This window comes from Natranaeroarchaeum sulfidigenes, from assembly GCF_017094485.1.
Taxonomy (GTDB): Archaea; Halobacteriota; Halobacteria; order Halobacteriales; family Natronoarchaeaceae; genus Natranaeroarchaeum; species Natranaeroarchaeum sulfidigenes.
The window spans coordinates 2234275-2256720 of record NZ_CP064786.1 but is presented as its reverse complement, the minus strand read 5'-3'; the positions used below and the strand labels follow the sequence as shown (position 1 = coordinate 2256720).

Below are 22446 nucleotides of genomic sequence, written 5' to 3'. Positions count from 1 at the left end.
CGGACTACTCCCACTCGGCCTCTCGTGGATCCTGATGCCCATCGCTTGGTGGATCCTGCCACGCCGCCGCAGCGGCGTGCTCCTCGGCGATCGTTTCGATCTCTGCGTCGTCGAGCACGCCCCGCTCGGTGATGACGCCCGCAACGAGCTCGCCCGGCGTGACGTCGAACGTGGGGTTCAGGACATCGAGGTCCGCCTCGCCATCGTACACTGCCCCTGTATCCCCCGATTCGAGGTTGACCGTCGACTCGTGGCTGACCTTGTCGCTGGCCGTGACGACGTAGACCGGAACTCCCTCGCGAGCGGCCGCCAGCGCAGCGACGCATGTGCCTGTCTTGTTGATGACCCGGCCGTCCGGCAGAATCGTGTCCGCGCCGACGAGCACCGCGTCGACGTCTTCGGTCGCAACCACGTGGACCGTTGCGGCGTCGGTGTGGACGGTGACCGGCGCGTCGTGTTCGGCCGCGAGTCGCTCCGCGACGTCGATCCCTTCGCGGGCCGGGCGGGACTCGGCGACGAAGACCCCCGAGAGGGTCGCACTACCGAGCGCGTCCAGCACGGTTCCCGAACGCGAGAGCGTGAGCACGGCGTCCCCCTCGATCAGTTCCGCGGCCGCCGCAGCCGCCTCGGCGTCTGCGTCAAGCGCGCCTTCGATACCCGCCGTGGCGGCGCGCTGGATCGCTTCGGATGTCGGCCTGGCGTCCGGAGCCGCCTCGTCGTCCGCACCGCCTGCCTCGTTCAGTGCCCGGTTCACCCGGTTCCGGAGCACGGCCATGCTCGGGCGCGCTCTGAGCAGTCGCCGGCCGAGATCGTGGAGTTCATCCGGGTCGCGCTCGCCCTCCGCGGCCAGCAGCGTAGCCCGGTCCCGGAGCACTTCGAGCGCCCGGACCGAGAGATAGGCCGCGCCGTGCTCGTCGTCCGCCGCGATGGAGCGAACCGTCGGCGCAACGCGCTCGTAAGGGTCCCACGCGCCGGGTGCGGCGTCCTCGTCGAGCAGCGTGGTGGGACAGCGCCACGCTCGCTCCGCGCCGACCGTGGGGCGTTCCGGCAGGTCGAACAGCACTGGCCGCCGCTGGTCATCCCCGATCGGTGCACCGATCCGAACCTGCTGGCTGCCGACGTCGCCCGGGAGCAACCCAGCGACCGCCCGCTCGGCGTCTTCGCCCTCGACTGTCGGCAGCGCCCATCCCTGCTCGCCCTGTTCGACGAGCACGTCCCCACGGTGGCGGAGTACTGCGTAGAACGTCGTCATACACACGAGGAGACGTTCGTCACCCGAACCTCTTTCGACACCGGATCCGGTGCCACGGCCACCCCTTCGACAGCGGATGTGCTTTCCACCATCCGCGCGTTTTTATCGCCACGCCGCCGAGAGGCGACCATGCAGGCGCTCCCGGTGCCCGATCTCCCCGAGATACGGGCGGGTGACGACATCGCTGCACTGGTCGACGAGCGGATAGCGCTGCGACCGTCGGATGTCGTCGCGGTCGCGAGCACCATCGTCTCGAAGTCCGAGGGACGAACCGCCGATCTCGACGACTTTCCGGCAGGCGAGCGGGCACAATCGGTTGCACAGCGGCTCGAAGACGCGACGGGCGAGGAGAAGGACCCACGGTTCGCACAGGCAGTGCTCGAAGAGAGCGAAGAACTGCTGATCGACTCGCCCTTCCTGCTGACCCGGACCCACTTCGGCCATATCACGGTCAACGCGGGTATCGACCGCTCGAACGTGCCCGACCACGACCTGTTGCTCCTGCCGGAGGCTCCCTCCGAGCGGGCGGCCGAGATTCGTTCGGGACTCTCCGTCGACGCGCCGGTGCTCGTTACCGACACCTGCGGGCGGCCGTTCCGCCACGGCCAGCGCGGCGTCACGATCGGCTGGGCGGGGATGCCCGCGAGCCGCGACTGGCGCGGCGAGCACGACCGGGACGGCCGCGAACTCGGCGTGACGGTTCAGTCGGTCGTCGACGAACTGGCGGCGACAGCGAACCTCGTCGCGGGCGAGGGCGCGGGCGGGACGCCCGTCGTCGTGATCCGCGACTGGGAGTTCGGTGAGCACGGCGGCAGCGACGAACTGTTCCGCGATCTCGACGGCGACTTCGTTCAGCAGGCGCTGCGGCAGTGGAGCTACGAGGACTAATCTATGCACGGCATCGAACTTACCCCCGAACATCAGGTAGCAGAGATCGTCGACCGCGCGCAGACGGCCGAACGAAACGGCTTCGACACGCTGTTTGCGGCGTGTCACTACTTCAACCGCGACCCCTTTGTCACGCTCGATCGGATCGCCGCGGCGACCGACGAGATCCGGGTGGGGCCGGCGGCGGCGAACCCGTACGTCGTCCACCCGGTCCAGCTGGCCTCGCAGATCGCCACCTTACAGGAGGTCAGCGACGGGCGAGCCGTCTTCGGGATCGGCCCCGGCGACAAATCGACGCTGTCAGGACTCGGCGTCGAGCGCGACAAACCGCTCCGGCGTGTGCTCGAATCGTTCAAAGTCGCCCAGGACCTCTGGGCGGGCGAGCGCGTCAGCCACGACGGGACGTTCACCGCGACGGACGCCGGACTGGAGTACGACGTCGACGGCGAGATTCCCGTCTACGTCGGCGGGCAGGGACCCCACATGATCAGGATGAGCGCGAAACACGCCGACGGCCTGCTGTACAACGCTTCCCACCCCGACGACTTCGCGTGGGCATCAGAACAGGTCGAGAAAGGGCTTGCTGACCGCCCCGACGAGCGCGGCGAGTTCGAGTTCGCCGCCTACGCGAGCGTCAGCGTCGCCGAGGACGCCGAGGCAGCCCGCGAGCTGGCTCGACAGCCCGTTGCGTTCATCGCCTCGGGTGCGGCACCGCCGGTGCTCGATCGGCATGGGATCGCCCGCGAGCAGGCAGCGGCTGTCGGCGACGCGATCGAGCGCGGCGACTTCGGCGAGGCGTTCGCGGCCGTCACGCCAGAAATGATCGACGCGTTCTCGGTCGCAGGGACGCCCGCAGACGTCGAAGCGCGGATCGACGAGATCATGGAGTACGCAGACGGCTTCGTCGCCGGGACGCCGCTGGGCCCGGATCAGGAGTCAGCTATTGCTCATCTCGGGGCGGCGCTTGACCGAACGACTCGGGAGTGAGCAGGTCGACGACCGCCCCGAGCGTGAGGTAGCCAAGGGCCAGCACCGAGACGCCGATAATCAACTGACCGACGACTACGAGGATCGCCGAAAGTGGATCGACGGTCAGTGCGGACTCGAAGTGTTCTGCTGCCGTCCCGAGGTCTCCGAGGAACGTGGTCGCCGTCAGTGTAGCCAGGAGTTCGTACATAGGTGGCCATTGGTTGGTCTGGTACTTGTTTGTGTCCGTCCGGACCGCCCCGGAGCCCGCCCACGTGAAAAGATAGGCCTAAATGCCGCGCGACGTAGCTTCGAACAAGAACTTCTTCAGGTGGTCACTATGTCGGACTCTACAACATCAACGGATGCCGCCCTTCGGACGCCCATCGTCGCCGTGCTTGGCCACGTCGATCACGGAAAAACGAGCGTGCTCGACAAGGTGCGAGGCTCGGCGGTCATAGAGGGCGAGGCCGGGGCGATCACACAGCACATCGGCGCGACTGCAGTGCCGCTCGACGTCATCTCGGAGATCGCGGGCGAGCTGGTCGATCCGACGGACTTCGATCTGCCCGGTCTGCTGTTTATCGATACGCCGGGCCATCACTCTTTTGCAACGCTGCGCTCGCGGGGTGGCGCACTCGCCGATATCGCCATCCTCGTCGTCGACGTCAACGACGGCTTCCAGCCCCAGACTGAGGAGGCCATCGAGATCCTCAAACGCTCGGAGACGCCCTTTATCGTCGCCGCGAACAAGATCGACACCGTCCCCGGCTGGAACCCGACCGAGGACGCGCCGGTGCAGGCGACCTACGAGAGCCAGAGCGATCGGGTGCGTGGCGACCTCGACGAGAAGCTCTACGAGATCATCGGCCAGTTGAGCGATCGGGGCTTCTCGGCCGATCTGTACTGGCGCGTACAGAACTTCCAGAATAACGTCGGCGTCGTGCCAGTTTCGGCGATGACCGGCGAGGGGATTCCGGATCTCCTGACCGTGATGATGGGCCTCTCCCAGCGGTATATGAAGGAGGCCATGGAGATCGACGTGGCGGGACCGGGTGTCGGCACCGTGCTAGAGGTCAAAGAGGAGAAAGGCTTCGGCACCACGCTCGATGTCGTCCTCTACGATGGCACGGTCAGAGAAGACGACACGATCGTCGTCGGAGGTGCCGACAGCACCATCGTTACCGACGTTCGCGCACTGCTAAAGCCACGACCGCTCTCTGAGATCCGGACCGAGAGTCGCTTCGAGAACGTCGATGAACTGAAAGCCGCGGCAGGGATCAAGATCGCCGCACCCGAGCTGGACGACGCCATGTCCGGCGCCCCGATGCGGGTCGTCCGCGACCGGGAGATCGACGACGTGATTGGTGAGGTCGAGGCCGAACTCGCAGATATTGCCGTCGACACCGTCGAACAGGGGATCGTCGTCAAGGCCGACACGCTCGGCAGTCTCGAAGCCATGTCCAATGCGCTCGAAGAGGCCGAGGTTCCGATCGTTCGCGCGGAGGTCGGCGACGTCGCACCGCGAGACATCTCAGTCGCCTCGACCGCCGAGGATCCGATGCACGAGGCGATCCTCGCCTTTAACGTCGACGTGCTCGCTGACGCCCGCACCGCCGCCGAGAATCAGGACGTCCGGATCTTCGAGAGCGACGTCATCTACCGGCTGATCGAGGAGTACGAGGAGTTCGTCGAGGAGCGCGAGCAGGCCCAGCAGGAGACGATCCTTGACAAGATCACCCGCCCCGCCCGCTTCCAGATCTTGCCCGATCACACGTTCCGACAGAACGACCCTGCCGTCGTCGGCGTCGAGATCCTCGCCGGAACGGTCCAGAACAACACGAACGTCGCCCTGTTCGACGGCAAGGAGCCAAAACGTGTCGGCCAGCTCAAGGGGATTCAGGACGCCGGCGAGGACGTCGATCAGGCTCGCAAAGGTGATCGCGTAAGCGTCGCCATCGACGGTCCCACTGTGGGCCGAGGAATAGAGGAGGGTGACGAGCTCTGGACCGAGCTGCCGGAAAAACACGCGAAGATCCTCGAGCAGGAGCTTCTGGAGGATATCGAGCCGGACGAGCGTGACGCCCTGCAGATGTATCTCGACAAGCATCGGCGGCGGGACCCGTTCTGGGGCAAGTGAGGGCGTTCGGACGCTGAGAAAGCGTTCGGGCACTGAAGAAGATTTTATCACGGATTATTTGCTGGACAACGACACGTTTCGTCTACAGTGTGTACACATTCGATACGATCTAAACTGACGAGGATAGATGAGTGCGCTACAATGTTTAGAAATTCTACTAGGTATTACGGCGATCGCGGTCGGTCACAGCTATCAGATGACTGGACTAAAATCAGATCAGCGGTTCGACTCAGTCCGCGCTATGCAGCGGGACCGTCCCACAGCCAGGACAGCCGTTGTGCTTCGTGGTCTGGTAGTGTAGCTTCCGGCCACAGCCCGTGCATCGGTAGTGTGGGTCGTTCATCAAGCGGGGGTATGAAACAGGTACACATGAGCGTTGCGTTTGGGAGGCTATATCACGATTGTCGATCGGAAAATCAATCCCAGTGGTCGGGCGCGTAGCCCAGTCGCTCTATGAGCGGTCGATAGAACAGGCCGACAAGGACCGCGACCCCGAGGCCGAGCCAGAACGACAGGTCGCCGGGAACAAGCAGTTCGGCGGCCTGGATACTCACCAGAACGAGCAGGACGATCACGAGGAGATGGGGCAGTTCCTTGCGCCAGTAATCGGTGTCCATACCGATCGAACTCGCTCGAAAAGCAAAGGCTCCCCGGTACGCTATCGCGCGGTCGGCGTCACGTCGTCCTGAACGGCCTGTTTGACCTGCAGGGCCGCGCTGGCGGCGAGACCGCGGGCGACCTCGAACTCGTCGTCGTCGCTGATCAACTGGTCGTCCTCGAAGTCCTCGCCCTCGGGGGAGAACCCGGCGCTTACGGGATGGCCGACGGGCGGCTGGACGGCGACGGTCGCACGAGCGCCCCCCGCGGCCTGCGAGACGTCAGAGTCGACGACGTACTCGTCGGGGAGAAAGGATCGCGTCCGCGCGGCGATCCGGGTGACGTTCTCACGGAGCGCGCGCCGTTGCCCGGCGGAGAGCTCGGCAAGATCGGCTGACGCGCGTTTTCCGGCCTGTGTGGTGCCCGGAGTACCGGCGTACGGAGTGTTGCCATTCATAAAGAGTTCTCACGGTATGTATGGAACCTATTTATAAAAGGGTTCGGGCTACTTCCCGTTTTGCCGCTGTCGTTTGCCCTGCCGACGCCGTTATGCATTTGTATGACGCCACTCCAGTTATGAGTGTTAACACTCACCACGATCTCACGGCGTAGTACACTCCGTCGTGCAAGTCAGCAAAAGACATATCGGACCCCGTCACGGAGAACCAACAAGACCCCGCAAACTGGAAAACATGAACGAAGTTCAACTGGAAGTCGCGAAAGCCTACCCCAACGACTCGGGGCGTGGCATCGCTCGTCTCGATCCGGATACGCTGTTGCATCTCAAGCTCAGCCCTGGTGACATCATCGAAATAGAGGGGGCAGACACCACTGCCGCCAAGGTCTGGCGTGCGGACCGTCAGGACTGGAACACCGACACCGTCCGGATCGACGGGTTCACTCGTCAGAACGCAGATGTCGGCATTGGCGAGCGCGTCACGATCAAGAAGGCTGAAGCCCAGAAGGCCGACTCACTCGTGCTCGCACCGCCCGAGGAGGCGAGCGTACAGTTCGGCTCCGATGCTGCCGGGATGGTCAAACGCCAGATCCTCAAGCGGCCGGTCGTCGGCCGCGATATCGTCCCCGTGATGTCGAGTACGAACCACCCGTTCATGCGCTCGCCCGGACAGGCGATCCCGCTGATCGCCGTCGAGACCGAGCCCGAAGGCGTCGTACTCGTGACCGAGGACACCGACGTCGAGCTGCGCGAGGAGCCGATCAGCGGCTTCGAGAAGACCGGCGGTGGCATCACCTACGAGGACATCGGCGGCCTGCAGAACGAGATCCAGCGGGTCCGCGAGATGGTCGAGTTGCCGATGAAACACCCGCAGATCTTCAAGAAACTCGGCATCGAGCCGCCACAGGGGGTTCTGCTCCACGGGCCGCCGGGTACCGGGAAGACCCTCCTTGCGAAAGCAGTCGCCAACGAGACCTCTGCCAGTTTCTTCTCTATCGCCGGGCCGGAGATCATCTCGAAGTACTACGGGGAAAGCGAACAGCAGCTCCGGGAGATCTTCGAGGATGCGACCGAGGAGTCGCCCTCGATCATCTTCATCGACGAACTCGACTCGATCGCACCGAAGCGCGAGGACGTCACCGGCGAGGTCGAGCGCCGGGTCGTTGCCCAGCTACTGACGATGATGGACGGGCTCGAATCACGGGGACAGGTCATCGTCATTGCGGCGACGAACCGCGTCGATTCGGTCGATCCCGCGCTTCGGCGTCCGGGCCGGTTCGACCGCGAGATCGAGATCGGCGTCCCCGACGAGGTGGGTCGGGAGGAGATCCTCCAGATCCACACCCGCGGGATGCCCCTGTCCGACGACGTCAACCTCGGTCATCTGGCCGACGAAACCCACGGCTTCGTCGGCGCGGACATCGAGAGCCTGACCAAAGAGGCGGCGATGAAGGCCCTGCGCCGTTACCTCCCCGAGATCGATCTCGACGAGGAGGACATTCCGCCGAGTCTGATCGATCGGATGATCGTCAAGCGCCAGGACTTCCGCGGGGCTCTGAACGAGGTCGAACCATCGGCGATGCGGGAGGTACTTGTCGAGTTGCCGAAGATCAGCTGGGACGACGTCGGGGGGCTCGACGAGGCCCAACAGCAGATTCAGGAGAGCGTCGAGTGGCCGATGTCCAGCCCGGAGAAGTTCACCCGGATGGGCGTAGAGCCGCCCAAGGGCGTCCTGCTGTACGGTCCGCCGGGGACCGGCAAGACGCTGATGGCGAAGGCAGTGGCCAACGAAACCAATGCGAACTTCATCAGCGTCCGCGGCCCACAGCTACTCAGCAAGTGGGTCGGCGAATCCGAGAAGGCGATCCGACAGACCTTCCGCAAAGCGCGGCAGGTCTCGCCGACCGTGATCTTCTTCGATGAACTCGATAGTCTCGCGCCCGCCCGCAGCCAGGAGATGGGCTCGAACGTCTCCGAGCGGGTCGTCAACCAGCTCCTGACCGAACTCGACGGGCTCGAAGAGATGGGTGAAGTGATGGTGATCGGCGCGACCAACCGCCCGGACATGATCGACCCGGCCCTGATCCGCTCGGGCCGGTTCGACCGACTGGTCATGGTTGGCCAGCCCAACGTCGAGGGGCGCGAGCAGATCCTCAACATCCACACGGACGATACGCCGCTGGCCGCGGACGTGAGCCTGCGCGAGATCGCCGAGATCACGGATGGCTACGTCGGTAGCGACCTCGAATCGATCGCCCGGGAAGCGGCGATCGAGGCCCTCCGTGAGAACGACGACGCCGAATCGGTCGAGATGCGCCACTTCCGGCAGGCCCTGGAGGACGTCCGGCCGACGATTACCGAGGACATCCTCGACTACTACGAGCAGATGAAAGACGAGTTCAAGGGTGGCGGGAGCGATCCTCGCGGCCGACAGGGCGGTCGGATCGGCTTCCAGTGACCGCCTAGCCTGGGGAGTTTTATTACCGTCGTGATAACTGTGAGTCGATGTCCGTAGTCGCGTACGTGATCGCCAGTTTCGGGCTGTTGATTCTTGGCTCTGCGTTCATGACACTTGCCAAGACGAATCACACCGAGGAGCTGTATCTGCGTGCGCTGGAGTACGGATTCGCACTCGCGTTTCTTGTGTCTGCGATCGGACTCGTGCTGGTTGCAGCGCTCACGACCTTCTGAACGATACTCCTCGACCTGCAAAAACTAGCCGGGCATGTTTAAAAACAACCTGGTATATAAACCGCAGAATGGGGTTGACTTATCAGGGATGGCAGAGTTGTTACGTGTGTATCGCATGAAACAGGTTTCTGAGCGACTGTGGACGGGCCGATCGTTCGTCAGCGACGTTGGTGGTTCGGTCCCCCTGCGGATCGCACCGCTGCTCATTCTGGGCCTGAGCATCATCGTCCTCGTCATCATGTACGTGACAACGGTGTAACGATGTCGACGAGCAACCACAGCACGGCAAGTAACGGCCGAACGCCCCCATCGACGACGGTGGAGTTTCTCGCGTGGACGGTCTCCCTGCGATGCTGGGCGCTCACCGCTCTCTCGGCCGGCGCTGTGGCGGTGACGATCGGGGCGATCGCACGCCTCCGGTATGACCTCGCTTTTCTCGGTGTGGTCGTCGAGAGCCTGACCGCGCCTGTCGCCGTACTCGCCGTGTTCCTCGCCGGGCGGGCGGTCGCCTCGCTTTCGACGCAGTGGCGTCGCGACCGGCAGATGAAACAGGGCAAATCGGTACTCTCGACCGATGTCAGCCTCCCAGCAGTGATCACCGTTGCCTCGTTCAACATCGTCGGCCTGATCGCCGCCGGTATCGCGTTGCCGATTGTCTACGAGATCACCGGACCGTTCTTCTATCTGGCGGTCGGGCTTGCGGTCGTGACGGTGCCGATCGGCTACTTGCTAATCACCTACCAGCTACACGAGTTGATCGCCGCGGATCGATACGATCGCGGCTATCGAGTCATGCCTGCGGCGTGGTTCTACGCCGTTTCGGTACCGTGGATCGTTTCGGTCTGGTTTGCGCTTACCGACGTGAGCCTCGTAACTGTTCCCGTTCCGACGGCGGCTGAACCGACGGCCGGAAGCTACGCCGATGGGGTTCCGCTCACCTTCTGGGGGGCCATCTACACTGGCCTGATTGCGCCGACGCTGCTCGCGTTTCTGTACGCGCTGCGCCGGAGCGCCGAAGCGATACTGCGAACGCTGCTGACCTGATCGGAAGGATTAATATCCGTACGTCAGTATGTCGGGTATTAGATCAATGGCTCAGGCATCAGAGGAAAGCGAGGGCGACTTTTCGGTTCGTCCCGAGAATATGTCCCCGGAACAGCTCGCGGCGCTTGCGACGTTCGGGGCGATTCTGACGGGCGGTATCTTCAGTATCATCGGTCTGCAGATGGGAATGGATCGGCACAGCGCTGCCATTGCAATCACGGCTATGTTGCTTGCAATCCTGCTCGGTACGGTCTTTGCAGTCATGCGGGCCATGGTAATCAGTGCAAAGCGCGACGACGGAAACCCGATGCACGCACTGACGAACCCGCTGTTTATCGTTCTGTTCTTGCTCGTGGCGATCGGTGTCGCCGTCTTCGTCGGCGTATACACCTGGATCAACGCTGGCGCGCCGCTGTAGGTCCTCGCGTCGACACTGCCGAGGGAGCGTCAGAACTCGATTGCGGTCTTGATGACGTCGTCGCCGTCCTCGAACGCGCGGTCGAGTTCGGAGAGGCCGTAGACGCCGGTCACGATGTCCTCGAACAGCCAGTCTGGAAGCGCCTCAAGCGTGTCAATTGCGGCGTCGAAGTGGTCGATGTTCGAGTTGACGCTACCGATCAGCGCCTTGTTGTGGAGGACGAACTCCTCGTGGAGTGCGCCGCCGTCGATTTCGAACTCCCACGGGTCAGGGACGCCGAGCAACGCGCCGACGCCATTGGGCGCGAGTGCGTCGATCGTCTGGAAGGCATGAGGCGGGTAGCCCGTCGCCTCGTAAATGAAGTCCATCCCCTCGTGTGCGGCGGGCACTTCGTCAACGGGCGTCTCGCGGGAATCGACGTAGGTCGCGCCGAGTGTCTCGATGATGTCGATCGTCGGATCTGGACGGTCACGACGGCCGAGACAGTAGGTTCGATCGAACGGTTCCGTGTGGATCGCCATCGCGAGGGTAAGCAGTCCGAGGCTCCCGTTGCCCAGAACCATCGCGCTCTCGGGGTCCCACTCGAAGGCCGAGCGGGAGGCGTATGCGTGCTCGAACGCTTTCTCGGAGATACTGATCGGTTCGATCAGAAAGCCAAGCTCGGCCAGCGATTCGGGAATCTCGATCAGGTATTTCCCCGGGGCAGTGAAGTACTCCGACATGAAGCCGTGTGTGCCGATAATCCCACACTCGAAGTACTCGCCGTCGGGAGCCATATCCGGTTGGCCGCGCTCGAAGTACTCGTTCGATTCCCCCGGCGGTCGCCGCACCGTCGGAACGACGATATCGCCGACGTCGTGGTCGGTATCGCCGGGCTCCTCGACGACGCCAACCGCCTCGTGGCCGAGCACGAGATGATCCGCACCCTGCGGATAGCCGCCATGGGAGCCGCTGATAACTTCGTGATCTGTTCCGTCGATACCAACTCGCAACGTCCGGACGAGAGCCTCCCCCTCGTCCGGATCGGGTCTGGGCTTCTCGATTATCGTGGGCTGGTCCTCGCCGCGTCGGACCGCTATCGCTTGCATACAGCCAGCGAAGATGGGGAGATGGAAATAATTTCTTTTTTGCTGGGAGTTCCGACAGAGTATCTAGTCGGTCAGCGATACGTATCCTGCATCGTCCGCTCTAGCAAACTGTCCGGTCCCAGCACGATGTATACGAGGACGAACGGTTCCGGTGTATCGAGCACCCAGACCGAAAAAGGTGGTTCAGCAGCTTCGGCGGCGCGGGCGACCAGCGGTTCCAGCGGTTTGACGCCGTCCCGGAACTCGCCGAACAGGTCGCGCTCGCCTGCCTGCTCGGCGAACGTGTAGACCACGCCGTTGGGATCGCTGTCCATATTCCGCGTGACCTGAGAGTTCATGGCCGCCCCCTCCGCACGCGCCGACTCGAAACACTCCCGTGCGGCCTCGAAGGCTGGTTCGTCGGTGCGGACGAACCGGAACGTCGTGGCGTCGACGACGCTGCACTCGGACACGGCAGGATCGCCGTCTTCCCACACGAGTGTCGCATCGACGAGGTGCCCGGTTGCTGGTGTCTCATCCGTGGGAACGGGCACGTAGTTCGGCTCGGCTGACTCGGCATCGAGCAACAGCAGTTCGTCGTCGCTCCGCCCGGGAAGCACGCGAAACCGCCCGTCCGTGGTCTGATCCATCGGCTGGTAGTGACCGCTCCACGGGTATGAGTGTTGAGAATATCGTTCGAGCTGAAAACTTATGTCCGAATGGGAACATATTGTGGCCATGAACCGCCGGTCCCTGTCGATCGCAGCGATCGCCCTCCTCGCAGTCGTCTGTCTCGGTATGGTTGCCGCAGTCGCATTTCCGCTCTCGACCGGAGAGCCCCAGGCGGCAACCGAAAGCTTCGATCAGCACGTCGACGAGGAGTACCAACTGAGCGCCGCAATCGAGACAGATGGTGATGTCCGTCTCGCCGTCGATGGTGGGGTATCGGAATCGGGTGAGGGTTACGTCAGGATAGTCGACACCGGTGTCACCGACACACGGTATCACGACGGCGACAACGATACCGTCTACCGACAACTGTTGATCGACGACGCCGGGCCTGACCAGCCGGACGCCGACCGGTATCTCGAGGACATCGAAGACGATCCCGACGAGCGACTGGTGCGGGAGAACCGGGCCGGTGAAACGACCGAACTCGTCACCGTTGTCGAAAACCCGGACACCGAGGTCGGTGACCGCCTCGACGGTGGCGCAAGCGTCGTCACCGAGACGCTGGGCGTTGCCGAGTACGATCCTGTCGAGACGAGTGATGGGACCCAAACACTCAGCCCGACCGATAGCTGGTTCGACGAGTATCGCTCGTACCGGATCACAGGGAGTAGTGGGGAGGTCCGCATCGACGCCGAAACGAACGCAGTCGAGCACGCGGACGTGCGCTGGGAACTGACCACCGACGTTGGTTCCTACGCCGAGTATCTGCTCGCCGGCGAGACGACCACACAGCGTATCACGTACGAGTACGAGGACGGCGACGTGGACGTCGAGACGCCCGGATGGGTTGACGAAATCGACGACTGAGATCCGTGAGTGGGCGTCATGCGTTGTAGGATATATAAAGGCCACTACTAGGGTTATATTCTATAATGAAAATACATTACCTATGGCGCAAGAGTCAACTAGCCATCAGGAGTTTGGGGGAGTACCAGCGGGGGCTATCGATCGGCGTACGTTCCTCGCAGCGAGCGCGGGGGTTGCGGGCATCGGTTTGGCGGGCTGTCTCGGTAACGGTGCGGAGGACGACGAAATCGCGATAATCTCCAGCGACGCCGGGTTCGATGACAACGCGTTCAACGATATGGCGCTAAGCGGGTTACAGAACGCACAGGAAGAGTACGACTTCGAGATCAACCAGATCGAGGAGACGGACACGACCGCGTTCGGTGACGTACAGGTTGAGGCGGCCGAAACCGAACCGGATCTCATCGTACTGGTTGGGTTCCAGCACACGTCGCCGCTGGAGGATAACGCGCCCGAGTATCCCGACCAGAACTGGATGCTGATCAACGATCCGCTCGACGAGCCGAACGTCGCATCCTATACCTGGGCGAACCACGAGATGTCATATCTCGCGGGGGTGCTCGCCGGGACGATGACGACGCACGAACTCGAACACGAGGGGAACGAAAACGATCCCGAGAACGCCCACGTCGGGTTCGTCGGCGGCGAGGATGGCTCGCTGATCAACGCCTTCGAGGAGTCCTACGTTGCAGGGGCGGAGTGGGTCAACGAGGAGGTCGAGGTCAGCACCGGCTATATCGGGAACTTCAGCGACACGAGTGTGGCAAACGACATCGCCACGTCGCAGTATCAGGACGGCGCGGATATCGTCTACCACGCCGCGGCGGCGGCCGGTGCAGGTGCGATCGAGGCCGCACAGCAACAGGAACGCTTTGCGATCGGCGTCGACGCCGACCAGTCCCGTACCCTGCCGGAGTTCCAGGACGTCATTATCGGCTCCGCAGTGAAGTTCATCGACGAGGGGACCGAGGAGGCCGCACAGGCCACGTACGAGGACGAGTTCGACAGCATCGCCGACGAGCACAACCTGCTCGGACTGGCTGAGGAGGCGGTCGACGCCGTCATCGGGCAGGCGTTCGAGGGCTCGCTGCCCGAGGAGGTCGACCAGAACATCGACGAGGCGGCTCAGGCGATCGTCGACGGCGAAATCGACGTTCCCTGTGAGGCGGACGGCTGCTAGACGCTGCCCTCCACTACCCTGTATTACATCATGAGTCGGAAGGAGACACGGGAGACTGCAGTTCGTCTGGACGGAATTACGAAACGCTTCGGAGAGATCGTCGCCAACGATGGCGTCGATTTCACGCTCGAATCGGGGACAGTTCATGCCCTGCTCGGCGAGAACGGCTCGGGCAAGACGACCCTGATGAGCATCCTCTACGGGCTGTACGATCAGGACGAGGGAGAGATCGTTGTCGACGGCAAACCGCAGGAGTTCACCAGCCCGCGTGACGCGATCGACGCGGGGATCGGAATGATCCACCAGCACTTCCAGCTCATCGAGCCGATGACCGTCCTGCAAAACGTCGTCCTTGGCCACGAGCCGGTTTCGGGTGGCCTCGTCGACGAAGAGGAGGCCAGAGTGGATATCGAAGCGCTCTGTGAGCGCTACGCGTTCGACGTCGATCAGCATCTCGACACGCCGGTTCAGGATCTCGATATCGGCCTCAAACAGCGAATCGAGATCGTCAAGAGCCTCTATCGTGGTGCGGAGATCCTCATCCTCGACGAGCCGACAGCGGTGTTGACGCCACAGGAGGTCGACGGGCTGTTCGATCTGATGCGTGAGTTGACCGAGCAGGATCGTTCGCTGGTCTTTATCACGCACAAACTCGACGAGGCCATCGAGATCGCGGACGAAATCACGGTGTTGCGCGACGGGGAAGCTGTGGGGACGGTCGACGCAGCCGACACCTCGAAAGCGGAGCTGGCACGGATGATGGTCGGCCGGGAGGTGCTGTTCGACCGAACGGAACGCGAGGCGACGGCGGGCACACGCGTTCTCGAAACCGAGGGGCTCCACGTCCAGGGTGACCGGGGTCTGGAACAGGTGACGGATGTCGACATGCGCGTCCGGGAGGGCGAGATCCTCGGGATCGCCGGCGTCCAGGGCAACGGCCAGTCCGAACTCGTCGAGGCGCTGACCGGGCTGCGATCCGTCACATCCGGATCAATCCGTTTTGAGGGCGAGGAGATCACGGAGACGGACCGGCGCGAGCGGATCGAGCGCGGGATCGCCTACGTCCCCGAGGACCGCCAGCAGGAAGGGCTGGTACTGGAGTACGATCTGGTTCGCAACGCGTTGCTTGGCAATCAGACAGTCGAGCCGTTCGTCGACGGCTGGTTCGTCGACTGGGACGCCGTCGACGAGCAGGCCCACGAGGTCGTGGCGGAGTACGACGTCCAGCCACCGGATCCATCCGTCCGTTCGGCATCGCTCTCGGGTGGCAACCAGCAGAAGTTCGTCGTCGGCCGGGAGATCAACCACGATCCTCGCCTCTTGATCGCATCGCATCCGACTCGCGGCGTCGACATCGGGTCGGTCGAGTTTATCCACAATCGATTGCTGGAACTGCGTGCGGAGGGTATTGCGCTCGTCATCGTCTCCTCGAAACTCGAAGAGATCCAGCAGCTCTCGGACCGGATCGCCGTCCTCTATGAGGGTTCGATCGTCGACATCGTCGACCCGGAGGAAGTAACCGAACAGGAGCTCGGTCTGTTGATGACCGGAACGGAGATCGACCGATCGGGAGTCTCGGTTAAACAGCAGTCTGATCTCCCGGGGGAGCCATGAGCGACGCCGATCCCGGCCGTATTCGACCCGCGCTTGACGCCGCCGCCGACTGGATGCTCCGGGCGACGCCGATCGAGCGGATCGCGCTGGCGGTCGCCTCGACCGTTGCAGCGCTTGCGATCGGACTCGTCGTCGTCACCGCCTCGGGGCACAACCCGGTCCTGTTCATCAACGACATGCTCTATGGAGCGTTCGGGACCGAGCGCAGGCTAACGATCACACTCCGGGAATCGTCGTACTTCATCCTTGCAGGCGTCGCGGTCGCGGTGGCGTTCCGTGCGGGCGTCTTCAACATCGGTGTACAGGGGCAGTTCATCGTCGGGATGCTGGCGACAACCATGACGATCCTGTGGCTGACGCCGTTTCTCCCCGCCAACCGGATCGGCGGGGTCGGGCTCATGCTCGTCGGCACGCTGGGCGGCGTCCTCGCGGGCGGCGCGTATGGCGCGCTTCCGGGCGTACTCAAGGCCTACGCGGACGCCAACGAGATCATCACGACGATCATGCTGAACTTCATAGCTATCGGCGTCGTCTTCTACCTCGTCGACGGTCCGTTTCGAGGTGAGGGCGAGTCGGCGACCCGAACCGCCTCCATCCCCGAGTACGCCGAACTCCCGCCGGTGCTGTTCGAGGGCTCCGGCTTCTCGATGCTCGGCCTCGCTGGGACGATCGGCGTCGCCGTGGTGATCTACGTGTTGCTCACGCGCACGCGGATCGGCTACGATATGGTGACGAGCGGCTACCAGGAGTCCGCGGCGGTCTACTCCGGCGTCGACGCGAAGCGGACCATCGTCGGGACGATGACGATCTCGGGGATGGTCGCGGGCGTCCTCGGAGCACTTTTCATCATCATGCACGCGAACGCGACGCCGAACGCCCACGGAATCGACACGTACGGGTTCGACGCCATCGCGGTGAGCCTGCTCGCTGCGAACCACCCGCTCGGCGTGATTCCTGCGGGAGCGCTGTTCGGTGGGCTAGAGGCCGGCGGTCAGTACATCAACGTGTCCTCCGACGTCCCGCCACAGCTGATCGATGGCATCGTCGGGCTCGTCGTCCTCTTCGTCGCCGTGCCCGAACTGTTCCGGATGACCGCACGGCGGACCGGTCTCGGTGGTGATGGCGAATGAGCGTCACCAGCTACGCGAGAACACACCCCAGTCGGATCGGTGCGCTGGTCGCCCTCACGGTACTCACGGGGGTGGTCCTCGTGTGGCATGATTCGGGGCTGGCTCGACTACTCACGCTCGGGTATCTCGAACGGTCCCTGCGGGCGGCAACGCCCATCGCGCTGGTCGCCATCGGGGGACTGATCGCCGAAAAGAGCGGCGTCTTCAACATCGGTGTCGAGGGATTCATGATCTTCGGCGCGGTCAACGCGCTCGCCGCGGCGTATCTCGTCTCCGGAAACGGCGAGGTTACGCAGATGCACCTCTGGATCGGACTCGTCGTCGCAGTGGTAATCAGCGCCGTCCTCACGACCTTCTTTGCGATCTTGATGATCCGCTACGAGGCCGATCAGATCGTCGCCGGGCTGGCAGTCTGGTTCATCGGTCTCGGCTTCGGACCGTTTACCGCAATCCTGATCTGGGATAGCCGTAACAGTGGGACCGTCGGTCGGATCGGTAACCTTGACCTGCCACTCCTGTCGGAGATCCCGGTGGTCGGTCCCGTCTTCTTCGATACGTCACCGTTTATTCTGCTGACCATTATCGTCGCCGTCGCCGCGTGGGTGTTCCTCTACCGGACCCGGTACGGCTACTGGCTGCAGGCTGCCGGTGAGAACCCCGAAGCGCTCGACACGGCAGGGATCAATGTCAACCGCGTTCGCTACGCCGCGGTGATCTTCTCTGGGACGATGGCGGGACTGGCGGGGGCCGTGTTGACCCTCGGCGTCACGGGCAATTTCATCGGCTCCGGGATGACAGTCGTCGACGGCCGGGGCTGGATCGGCATCGTCGCCTACCTGTTTGGCAACTACAACCCGATCGGGGCCTTTCTCGCCGCACTCCTGTTCGGCGCGATGGATATGCTCCAGATCCAGTTCCAGACGATTGGCGTACCCCTTCCGTCAAGTCTCGTGGACCTGTTCCCCTATGTCGTCGTGATCCTCGTCCTGACGTTTTACGGCTCGACGCGGATGCCCTCGCGTGTCGGCGAGCCCTACGAGAGCGAACAGTAGGAAACCGTCGTCCCGCTCCCCCCACCACCGGGAGTTATACGCGACGAGCCGGCGTTTCATATATGGGAGGGAATTTCGGTATCGGCTTCGTCGGTTGCGGGTTTATAACTCGCGAAGCACACGTTCCGAGCGTCGAGTACCTGCCCGGCGTCCGCGTCGCGGCGATCCAGAACCGTACACGGGGGACTGCGGAAACGCTCGCAGCACGGTGTCGATCCGAGGATCTGGGTGATCCGACCGTCTACGGCGAGGGCGATATCGCCGCACTCGTCGCGGACGAGGACGTCGACGGGCTGTGGATCACCAGCCCGAACTTCACACGGGTCGACGTCGTTGAGGCGGCGGTCGACGCCATCGCGGACGGCGCGGAACTGCGTGGAATCGCAATGGAGAAGCCCGTGGCTCGAAATCTCCGCGAGGCGCGCCGGATCGTCGACCGAATCGAGGATGTCGACTTGCCACACGCCTACCTGGAGAACTGGCCCCACGAGCCAGAGATCCAGCAGTTACGCGATCTGCTCTGGGAGCGCGGCCGGGACGCGGGACGGCCTTACCTCGCCCGCTCGCAGGCCGAACACGCAGGGCCACACTCGGCGTGGTTCTGGGATGGCAAGCGACAGGGCGGCGGCGCGCTGACCGACATGCTCTGCCACGCACTGGCGGGCAACCACGTCCTGCTGGCCGATCCGGCGCGTACCGACGGCGGCCTCGACCCGGTCTCGATCTCGGCCGATACGGAGACGCTAAAGTGGGCTCGCGAGGAGTACGCCGCCGAACTCCGTGAGGAGTACGGTGTCGATTACGAGACCGCACCCGCGGACGATTACGCCCGGGCAACGATCCGGTACGAGAGTGACGCCGGGGGGCCCCTGATCTCCGAGGCAACGGGGTCGTGGTGTTACGTCGGCGCAGGGGTGCGGCGTTCGATCGAGTTGCTCGGCCCAGAGTACTCCGGACAGGTCGTTACCGACGGGGAATCCTCGAGCGTCTTCGTCTCGGATGCGCTGTGCAACGGCGATGGATGGGCGGAGAAACAGACCGCCACGAGCGGCCGGATGCCGATCCCGGGCAAGCGCGTCGTCGACGGGGGTTACGTCGCCGAGAACCGCAACGCCGTCGATGCCTTCGAGCGTGGCGAGAACGGCCGCCTCGACCTGCACGACGGGCTGGAGGTCTTGCGGCTCTGTATGGCGGCCTACCGGGCGGCCGAAACCGGCGAGGACATCGACCCCCGGACCGCCGATCTGAGATCGTATACGCCGCCGCCAGCGCGAGGATAGCGGATCGCTGTGCTAACTCGCACTCCTGTACCCACTACTCGACCAGCCGCAGGGTCTCACCGCGCTCGGCACTCCGACGTGCGGTCTCGACGATTCGATGTGCATCTCGGCAGAACGCGGGATCTGCAGGCCCCGACGGCTCGCTGTCTGTTTCCAGCAGGTCGATCAGATAGGCAACCAGATTCTCGAACCGCCCGGGTAGGGGCGACGGCTCGACTGAATAGCCTTCCGGATCCCCCTCGGTCGTGACCCGGATCGACGCGCTCCGTTCTCTCGTGCTGATCGCTCCCTCCGTGCCGACGATTTCGTAGCCTTTCGGCGGCTGGGGCTGGATCTCCCACGGGTCGGTAAGCATCCGCCATGAGGTCTGAAACGCAGACAACCCCTCTTCGAACCGGCAGATCGTCGAGGACTGCACGTCGACATCGAGGCCGTCCGGGACGTACGTTTCAGCGGTGACCTCAGTGGGCAGGTCGCCACCGCGGAACCACGTCGCGAACGTCGCGCCGTAGCCCAGATAATCCAGCATTGATCCGCCGCCAGCCTCGGGGTCGTAGAACCAGCTCCCCCTGGGGGGTGCCCCGGAGTTCCCGCCGTAGTACTGCACCTCAATGACGTCGCCGATCGTCCCATCGGCCACCAGCGTCCGGACCTCGTGTATTACTGGATCCCACATGACCGGCCAGTTGAGGACGAACAGCCGGTCGGACTCGTCGACGGCGTCGAGTATTCGATCCGCTCCAGCCAGTGTCGCGGCCAGTGGCTTCTCGATAGCCAGATGGACATCGTACGGCTCGACGCGCTCGACGAAGGCCGCGTGTCCGGAATTGCGCGGACAGCCAATCACCACGTCGGGGTCGGTTTCAGCCAGACAGGTATCGAGGTCGTCATACACGTCCCGCTTTGGGATATCGAACTCACTCACCGCCGCCGACAGCGATCCGGTCGACGTGCTGGGATCCTCGTCGCAAATTCCGACGAGTTCCGCGTCCGGATGGGCCGCGACCCAGCCGATGTTTGTGTTCATGTGCATCTGGTCGAAATTCGCGCAGGCGAACGTCCACGTCATACGCTAGCAGTCCGGGCAAGGTGGCAAGAATCTGTGCCCGCCCGACGGCTCGACACGAGGTTTTTGCTCGTGAGGACCAACTACCGACTGTGGCGAACTTCGAAGCCGTTCTATTCGATCTCGACGGGACGCTCTGTCAGCGTACACAGGACACCGAGACGCTGTACGCGCGCGTCTTCGAGCGGGTGGGCGAGGACCCGTTCGGCGCCCCTTCCGACCTGTGGACGGCGCTCTCCGGGCCACCGGATCACGACGATCCGATCGGGTACTACGGGGCCGGGTTCGCCCGGGTCGCCGCACAGCACGACCGCTCGGACGCGGACACGCTGGCACTCGCGCGTGAACTGGTCGCGGCGATCGACGACAGCGCGGTCGAGCTGCTTCCGGGCGCAAGCGTAGCGCTCGATGCAGCGGCGGCCGCTGGACAGGTGGGGCTCGTTACGAACGGACCAGCCGACAGCCAGCGAACGAAACTCGACGCGCTCGGTCTCGGGGACCGATTCGATGCGGTCGTGTTTGCCGCGGAACTCCCGCGGGCGAAGCCGCACGCGCTGCCGTTCGAGCGTGCGCTCGATGATCTGGGTGTGGCTCCTGACCGCGCGCTCTACGTTGGCAACTCGGTGGAGTACGATGTCGCTGGCTCACAGAACACGGGACTCGCCGCGGCGTGGCTCCGTAACGAGCAGGGACCGGGGTCGTACGACCCCGAGTACACCCTGAACTCGCTGGCCGACCTGCCGGAGGTGCTGGGGGTGAACAATGAATAAATTGCGGGACGTGTTTGAGACCGAGCCACGGTGGGCTGCAGCCGAAGCTGCGCTCGGAAGCGTCGAGGAACCGGCGGTCGACGTCGAGCCGATCCACCGCGGCAACCGCAAGCGAACCGCGGTCGTCCGCTTCGCCGGGCGCGGTCCCGTCGTACTACAGGTCTGTGATGAGCGGACCTGGCTCCGGACGGAGGCAGCGCTCCTGCGCGAGATCAGGGGGCGAACCTTCGTTCCAGTTCCGCCGGTGCTCACGGCTGGCTCACACAATGGCGTCGCATACATGCTCACCGCATACGTGGCCGGAGCGGATCTTCACGAACGATTCGCCACAGTCAACGCGGAGACGCGACGTGATCTCGCGTACTGGTTCGGAAAGGCGCTCGCTCGGCTCCACGAGGCGTTCGAGTTCGACGGCTATGGGCGACTTCTCGTCTCCGAAGGGGAGTTTCGGACCGAACACACGGACTGGAACCGCTGGTTCCGGCAGTACGGTCTTCGGGCGGTCGAGCGGCTCCCCGACGCGTTCGACCCGCTACGTGACGATCTGCGCGCACTGTTCGAGGAGATACCGGTGTCGGACGCAGCACCACGACTGTTCCCCTGGGACTTCCGACCCGGTAACGCGCTCGTCGCCGACGGGTCAGTCACCGCGGTGCTCGACTGGGAAGCGCCGCTCGCGGCCCCGCCGGAGCTCTCGGTAGCGAAGTCGGAGTACCTCGTGGCCGACTGGTACGTCGACGATCCCGGCCCCCTCCGTGAGGCGTTCAGGAGTGGCTACAGTGCTGTTAGAGGCTATCCGTCGATCCACCCGGCATGTCGTGTCGCAGCGATCGCCGAAAGTGCAGTGGACTCGTCGGGTGTGGTCACCAATCCCCAGTATCCCCCCGTTGGATGGGCAGCGGCGGTAGATTTCCATTGGGACGCGCTGGAGAGCGTACTCTCTGACGGCGAAATTCGATATGAGTGAGAAAGTGTTTCGCTGATCACACTCCTGACGGTCGATCTAGATTCGGTTCCACTCTCGATTTCGACAGAGGGCACGGACCCCCGACTGGTTGCCAGTTCAAATCCGGATTTTCGCCGCGATTTCGAAAATCCAGATCTCCGATTAGAGGTGCTGAGAACAGTGTAAACAGCCGTATGGCTATCTACTGTAATTCGGGTAGGAAGTAGGTCCGCCCTCCCCGATATTGAACAGATGAGAGACGGTCTCGCTCACTTCGTTCGCGAGCGTGCGACTCTCGTGTTCAAATCGGCTCAGGATGGATTTCTCACTGCACACGTTGTTCGCAGGA

The 22446-nt window shown here is 63.6% G+C and carries 23 protein-coding genes; 16 read left to right on the top strand and 7 right to left on the bottom strand.

All coding sequences use genetic code 11. The annotated features are described in order from the left end of the window. Window positions 1–4: 4 nt before the first annotated feature. Window positions 5–1252, bottom strand: a complete 1248-nt coding sequence (locus AArcS_RS11625; protein WP_238477585.1) for an eIF2B alpha/beta/delta subunit family protein — start codon at window positions 1250–1252, stop codon at window positions 5–7. A gap of 129 nt (window positions 1253–1381) precedes the next feature. Here AArcS_RS11625 and AArcS_RS11620 point away from each other — a divergent pair, with 129 nt between their 5' ends. Continuing rightward, on the top strand, window positions 1382–2140 hold the full coding sequence (locus AArcS_RS11620) for a coenzyme F420-0:L-glutamate ligase (RefSeq protein ID WP_238477584.1): 759 nt from the start codon (window positions 1382–1384) through the stop codon (window positions 2138–2140). 3 nt (window positions 2141–2143) lie between these two features. Then, window positions 2144–3127, top strand: coding sequence for a 5,10-methylenetetrahydromethanopterin reductase (locus tag AArcS_RS11615; protein ID WP_238477583.1), 984 nt, complete (start codon window positions 2144–2146; stop codon window positions 3125–3127). On the opposite strand, the gene AArcS_RS11610 is transcribed toward AArcS_RS11615, so the two are convergent. Next, complete coding sequence (locus AArcS_RS11610; RefSeq protein ID WP_238477582.1) at window positions 3081–3317, bottom strand: DUF8024 family protein; 237 nt, start codon at window positions 3315–3317, stop codon at window positions 3081–3083. The two genes, AArcS_RS11615 and AArcS_RS11610, sit on opposite strands and share 47 nt — an antisense overlap. Window positions 3318–3446: 129 nt before the next feature. Between AArcS_RS11610 and infB the strand changes: the two genes are divergently transcribed. Then, window positions 3447–5246 (top strand): translation initiation factor IF-2, encoded by a 1800-nt coding sequence (gene infB / locus AArcS_RS11605; protein ID WP_238477581.1) that lies wholly within the window; start codon window positions 3447–3449, stop codon window positions 5244–5246. A 416-nt stretch (window positions 5247–5662) separates the two neighbouring features. Here the strand turns inward: infB and AArcS_RS11600 are convergent, their stop codons facing one another. Further along, entirely contained in the window at window positions 5663–5863 is a 201-nt protein-coding gene (locus tag AArcS_RS11600; RefSeq protein ID WP_238477580.1) for a hypothetical protein, read from the bottom strand. 41 nt (window positions 5864–5904) lie between these two features. Beyond that, entirely contained in the window at window positions 5905–6300 is a 396-nt protein-coding gene (locus AArcS_RS11595; protein ID WP_238477579.1) for a DUF5811 family protein, read from the bottom strand. 235 nt (window positions 6301–6535) lie between these two features. Here AArcS_RS11595 and AArcS_RS11590 point away from each other — a divergent pair, with 235 nt between their 5' ends. From AArcS_RS11590 to AArcS_RS11570, 5 genes are all read left to right on the top strand, one after another. Beyond that, on the top strand, window positions 6536–8758 hold the full coding sequence (locus tag AArcS_RS11590; protein ID WP_238477578.1) for a CDC48 family AAA ATPase: 2223 nt from the start codon (window positions 6536–6538) through the stop codon (window positions 8756–8758). Between the two features lie 47 nt (window positions 8759–8805). Next, the gene (locus AArcS_RS11585) at window positions 8806–8991 is read left to right on the top strand and encodes a hypothetical protein (RefSeq protein ID WP_238477577.1); all 186 of its coding nucleotides are present in this window, start codon (window positions 8806–8808) and stop codon (window positions 8989–8991) included. A gap of 115 nt (window positions 8992–9106) precedes the next feature. Beyond that, window positions 9107–9250, top strand: a complete 144-nt coding sequence (locus AArcS_RS11580; RefSeq protein WP_238477576.1) for a hypothetical protein — start codon at window positions 9107–9109, stop codon at window positions 9248–9250. Window positions 9251–9252: 2 nt separating this feature from the next. Further along, entirely contained in the window at window positions 9253–10035 is a 783-nt protein-coding gene (locus AArcS_RS11575) for a hypothetical protein (protein ID WP_238477575.1), read from the top strand. Between the two features lie 46 nt (window positions 10036–10081). Further along, complete coding sequence (locus AArcS_RS11570) at window positions 10082–10453, top strand: hypothetical protein (protein ID WP_238477574.1); 372 nt, start codon at window positions 10082–10084, stop codon at window positions 10451–10453. A gap of 29 nt (window positions 10454–10482) precedes the next feature. Here AArcS_RS11570 and AArcS_RS11565 read toward each other — a convergent pair whose 3' ends face one another. Beyond that, complete coding sequence (locus AArcS_RS11565; RefSeq protein WP_238477573.1) at window positions 10483–11541, bottom strand: glucose 1-dehydrogenase; 1059 nt, start codon at window positions 11539–11541, stop codon at window positions 10483–10485. A gap of 71 nt (window positions 11542–11612) precedes the next feature. Continuing rightward, a complete protein-coding gene (locus AArcS_RS11560; protein ID WP_238477572.1) occupies window positions 11613–12170 on the bottom strand; it encodes a DUF6663 family protein in 558 nt (185 codons plus the stop codon). Window positions 12171–12258: 88 nt separating this feature from the next. Between AArcS_RS11560 and AArcS_RS11555 the strand changes: the two genes are divergently transcribed. The 6 genes from AArcS_RS11555 (at window position 12259) to AArcS_RS11530 (ending at window position 19315) form a co-directional block, all read left to right on the top strand. Then, the gene (locus AArcS_RS11555) at window positions 12259–13059 is read left to right on the top strand and encodes a hypothetical protein (RefSeq protein ID WP_238477571.1); all 801 of its coding nucleotides are present in this window, start codon (window positions 12259–12261) and stop codon (window positions 13057–13059) included. An 82-nt stretch (window positions 13060–13141) separates the two neighbouring features. After that, entirely contained in the window at window positions 13142–14239 is a 1098-nt protein-coding gene (locus tag AArcS_RS11550) for a substrate-binding domain-containing protein (protein ID WP_238477570.1), read from the top strand. 30 nt (window positions 14240–14269) lie between these two features. Continuing rightward, window positions 14270–15853: an ABC transporter ATP-binding protein gene (locus AArcS_RS11545; RefSeq protein WP_238477569.1), complete on the top strand. Its 1584-nt coding sequence runs from the start codon at window positions 14270–14272 to the stop codon at window positions 15851–15853. Continuing rightward, window positions 15850–16983, top strand: a complete 1134-nt coding sequence (locus tag AArcS_RS11540; protein WP_238477568.1) for an ABC transporter permease — start codon at window positions 15850–15852, stop codon at window positions 16981–16983. The genes AArcS_RS11545 and AArcS_RS11540 overlap by 4 nt, the downstream gene beginning before the upstream one ends. After that, window positions 16980–18035 (top strand): ABC transporter permease, encoded by a 1056-nt coding sequence (locus AArcS_RS11535; RefSeq protein WP_238477567.1) that lies wholly within the window; start codon window positions 16980–16982, stop codon window positions 18033–18035. Before AArcS_RS11540 ends, AArcS_RS11535 begins: the two co-directional genes overlap by 4 nt. A 62-nt stretch (window positions 18036–18097) precedes the next feature. After that, on the top strand, window positions 18098–19315 hold the full coding sequence (locus AArcS_RS11530) for a Gfo/Idh/MocA family protein (RefSeq protein WP_238477566.1): 1218 nt from the start codon (window positions 18098–18100) through the stop codon (window positions 19313–19315). Between the two features lie 34 nt (window positions 19316–19349). Here AArcS_RS11530 and AArcS_RS11525 read toward each other — a convergent pair whose 3' ends face one another. Beyond that, on the bottom strand, window positions 19350–20384 hold the full coding sequence (locus AArcS_RS11525) for a Gfo/Idh/MocA family protein (protein WP_238477565.1): 1035 nt from the start codon (window positions 20382–20384) through the stop codon (window positions 19350–19352). Between the two features lie 89 nt (window positions 20385–20473). On the opposite strand from AArcS_RS11525, the gene AArcS_RS11520 reads away from it, so the two are divergent. Next, window positions 20474–21151 carry an HAD family hydrolase gene (locus AArcS_RS11520; protein ID WP_238477564.1) on the top strand — a complete coding sequence of 226 codons (678 nt, stop codon included), beginning with the start codon at window positions 20474–20476 and terminating at the stop codon, window positions 21149–21151. Then, entirely contained in the window at window positions 21144–22118 is a 975-nt protein-coding gene (locus AArcS_RS11515; protein ID WP_238477563.1) for a phosphotransferase family protein, read from the top strand. The genes AArcS_RS11520 and AArcS_RS11515 overlap by 8 nt, the downstream gene beginning before the upstream one ends. Window positions 22119–22446: the final 328 nt, after the last annotated feature.

What these genes read in the sequence shown, in the direction of transcription:
- AArcS_RS11535 (WP_238477567.1), top strand. Translation starts at nt 16,980, where the DNA reads ATGAGCGTCACCAGCTACGCGAGAACACACCCCAGTCGGATCGGTGCG.
- AArcS_RS11575 (WP_238477575.1), top strand. Translation starts at nt 9,253, where the DNA reads ATGTCGACGAGCAACCACAGCACGGCAAGTAACGGCCGAACGCCCCCA.
- AArcS_RS11515 (WP_238477563.1), top strand. Translation starts at nt 21,144, where the DNA reads ATGAATAAATTGCGGGACGTGTTTGAGACCGAGCCACGGTGGGCTGCA.
- AArcS_RS11560 (WP_238477572.1), bottom strand. Translation starts at nt 12,170, where the DNA reads ATGGATCAGACCACGGACGGGCGGTTTCGCGTGCTTCCCGGGCGGAGC.
- AArcS_RS11595 (WP_238477579.1), bottom strand. Translation starts at nt 6,300, where the DNA reads ATGAATGGCAACACTCCGTACGCCGGTACTCCGGGCACCACACAGGCC.
- AArcS_RS11590 (WP_238477578.1), top strand. Translation starts at nt 6,536, where the DNA reads ATGAACGAAGTTCAACTGGAAGTCGCGAAAGCCTACCCCAACGACTCG.
- AArcS_RS11620 (WP_238477584.1), top strand. Translation starts at nt 1,382, where the DNA reads ATGCAGGCGCTCCCGGTGCCCGATCTCCCCGAGATACGGGCGGGTGAC.
- AArcS_RS11585 (WP_238477577.1), top strand. Translation starts at nt 8,806, where the DNA reads ATGTCCGTAGTCGCGTACGTGATCGCCAGTTTCGGGCTGTTGATTCTT.
- AArcS_RS11540 (WP_238477568.1), top strand. Translation starts at nt 15,850, where the DNA reads ATGAGCGACGCCGATCCCGGCCGTATTCGACCCGCGCTTGACGCCGCC.
- AArcS_RS11530 (WP_238477566.1), top strand. Translation starts at nt 18,098, where the DNA reads ATGGGAGGGAATTTCGGTATCGGCTTCGTCGGTTGCGGGTTTATAACT.
- infB (WP_238477581.1), top strand. Translation starts at nt 3,447, where the DNA reads ATGTCGGACTCTACAACATCAACGGATGCCGCCCTTCGGACGCCCATC.
- AArcS_RS11610 (WP_238477582.1), bottom strand. Translation starts at nt 3,317, where the DNA reads ATGTACGAACTCCTGGCTACACTGACGGCGACCACGTTCCTCGGAGAC.
- AArcS_RS11615 (WP_238477583.1), top strand. Translation starts at nt 2,144, where the DNA reads ATGCACGGCATCGAACTTACCCCCGAACATCAGGTAGCAGAGATCGTC.
- AArcS_RS11545 (WP_238477569.1), top strand. Translation starts at nt 14,270, where the DNA reads ATGAGTCGGAAGGAGACACGGGAGACTGCAGTTCGTCTGGACGGAATT.
- AArcS_RS11525 (WP_238477565.1), bottom strand. Translation starts at nt 20,384, where the DNA reads ATGACGTGGACGTTCGCCTGCGCGAATTTCGACCAGATGCACATGAAC.
- AArcS_RS11570 (WP_238477574.1), top strand. Translation starts at nt 10,082, where the DNA reads ATGGCTCAGGCATCAGAGGAAAGCGAGGGCGACTTTTCGGTTCGTCCC.
- AArcS_RS11580 (WP_238477576.1), top strand. Translation starts at nt 9,107, where the DNA reads ATGAAACAGGTTTCTGAGCGACTGTGGACGGGCCGATCGTTCGTCAGC.
- AArcS_RS11555 (WP_238477571.1), top strand. Translation starts at nt 12,259, where the DNA reads ATGAACCGCCGGTCCCTGTCGATCGCAGCGATCGCCCTCCTCGCAGTC.
- AArcS_RS11565 (WP_238477573.1), bottom strand. Translation starts at nt 11,541, where the DNA reads ATGCAAGCGATAGCGGTCCGACGCGGCGAGGACCAGCCCACGATAATC.
- AArcS_RS11550 (WP_238477570.1), top strand. Translation starts at nt 13,142, where the DNA reads ATGGCGCAAGAGTCAACTAGCCATCAGGAGTTTGGGGGAGTACCAGCG.
- AArcS_RS11600 (WP_238477580.1), bottom strand. Translation starts at nt 5,863, where the DNA reads ATGGACACCGATTACTGGCGCAAGGAACTGCCCCATCTCCTCGTGATC.
- AArcS_RS11625 (WP_238477585.1), bottom strand. Translation starts at nt 1,252, where the DNA reads ATGACGACGTTCTACGCAGTACTCCGCCACCGTGGGGACGTGCTCGTC.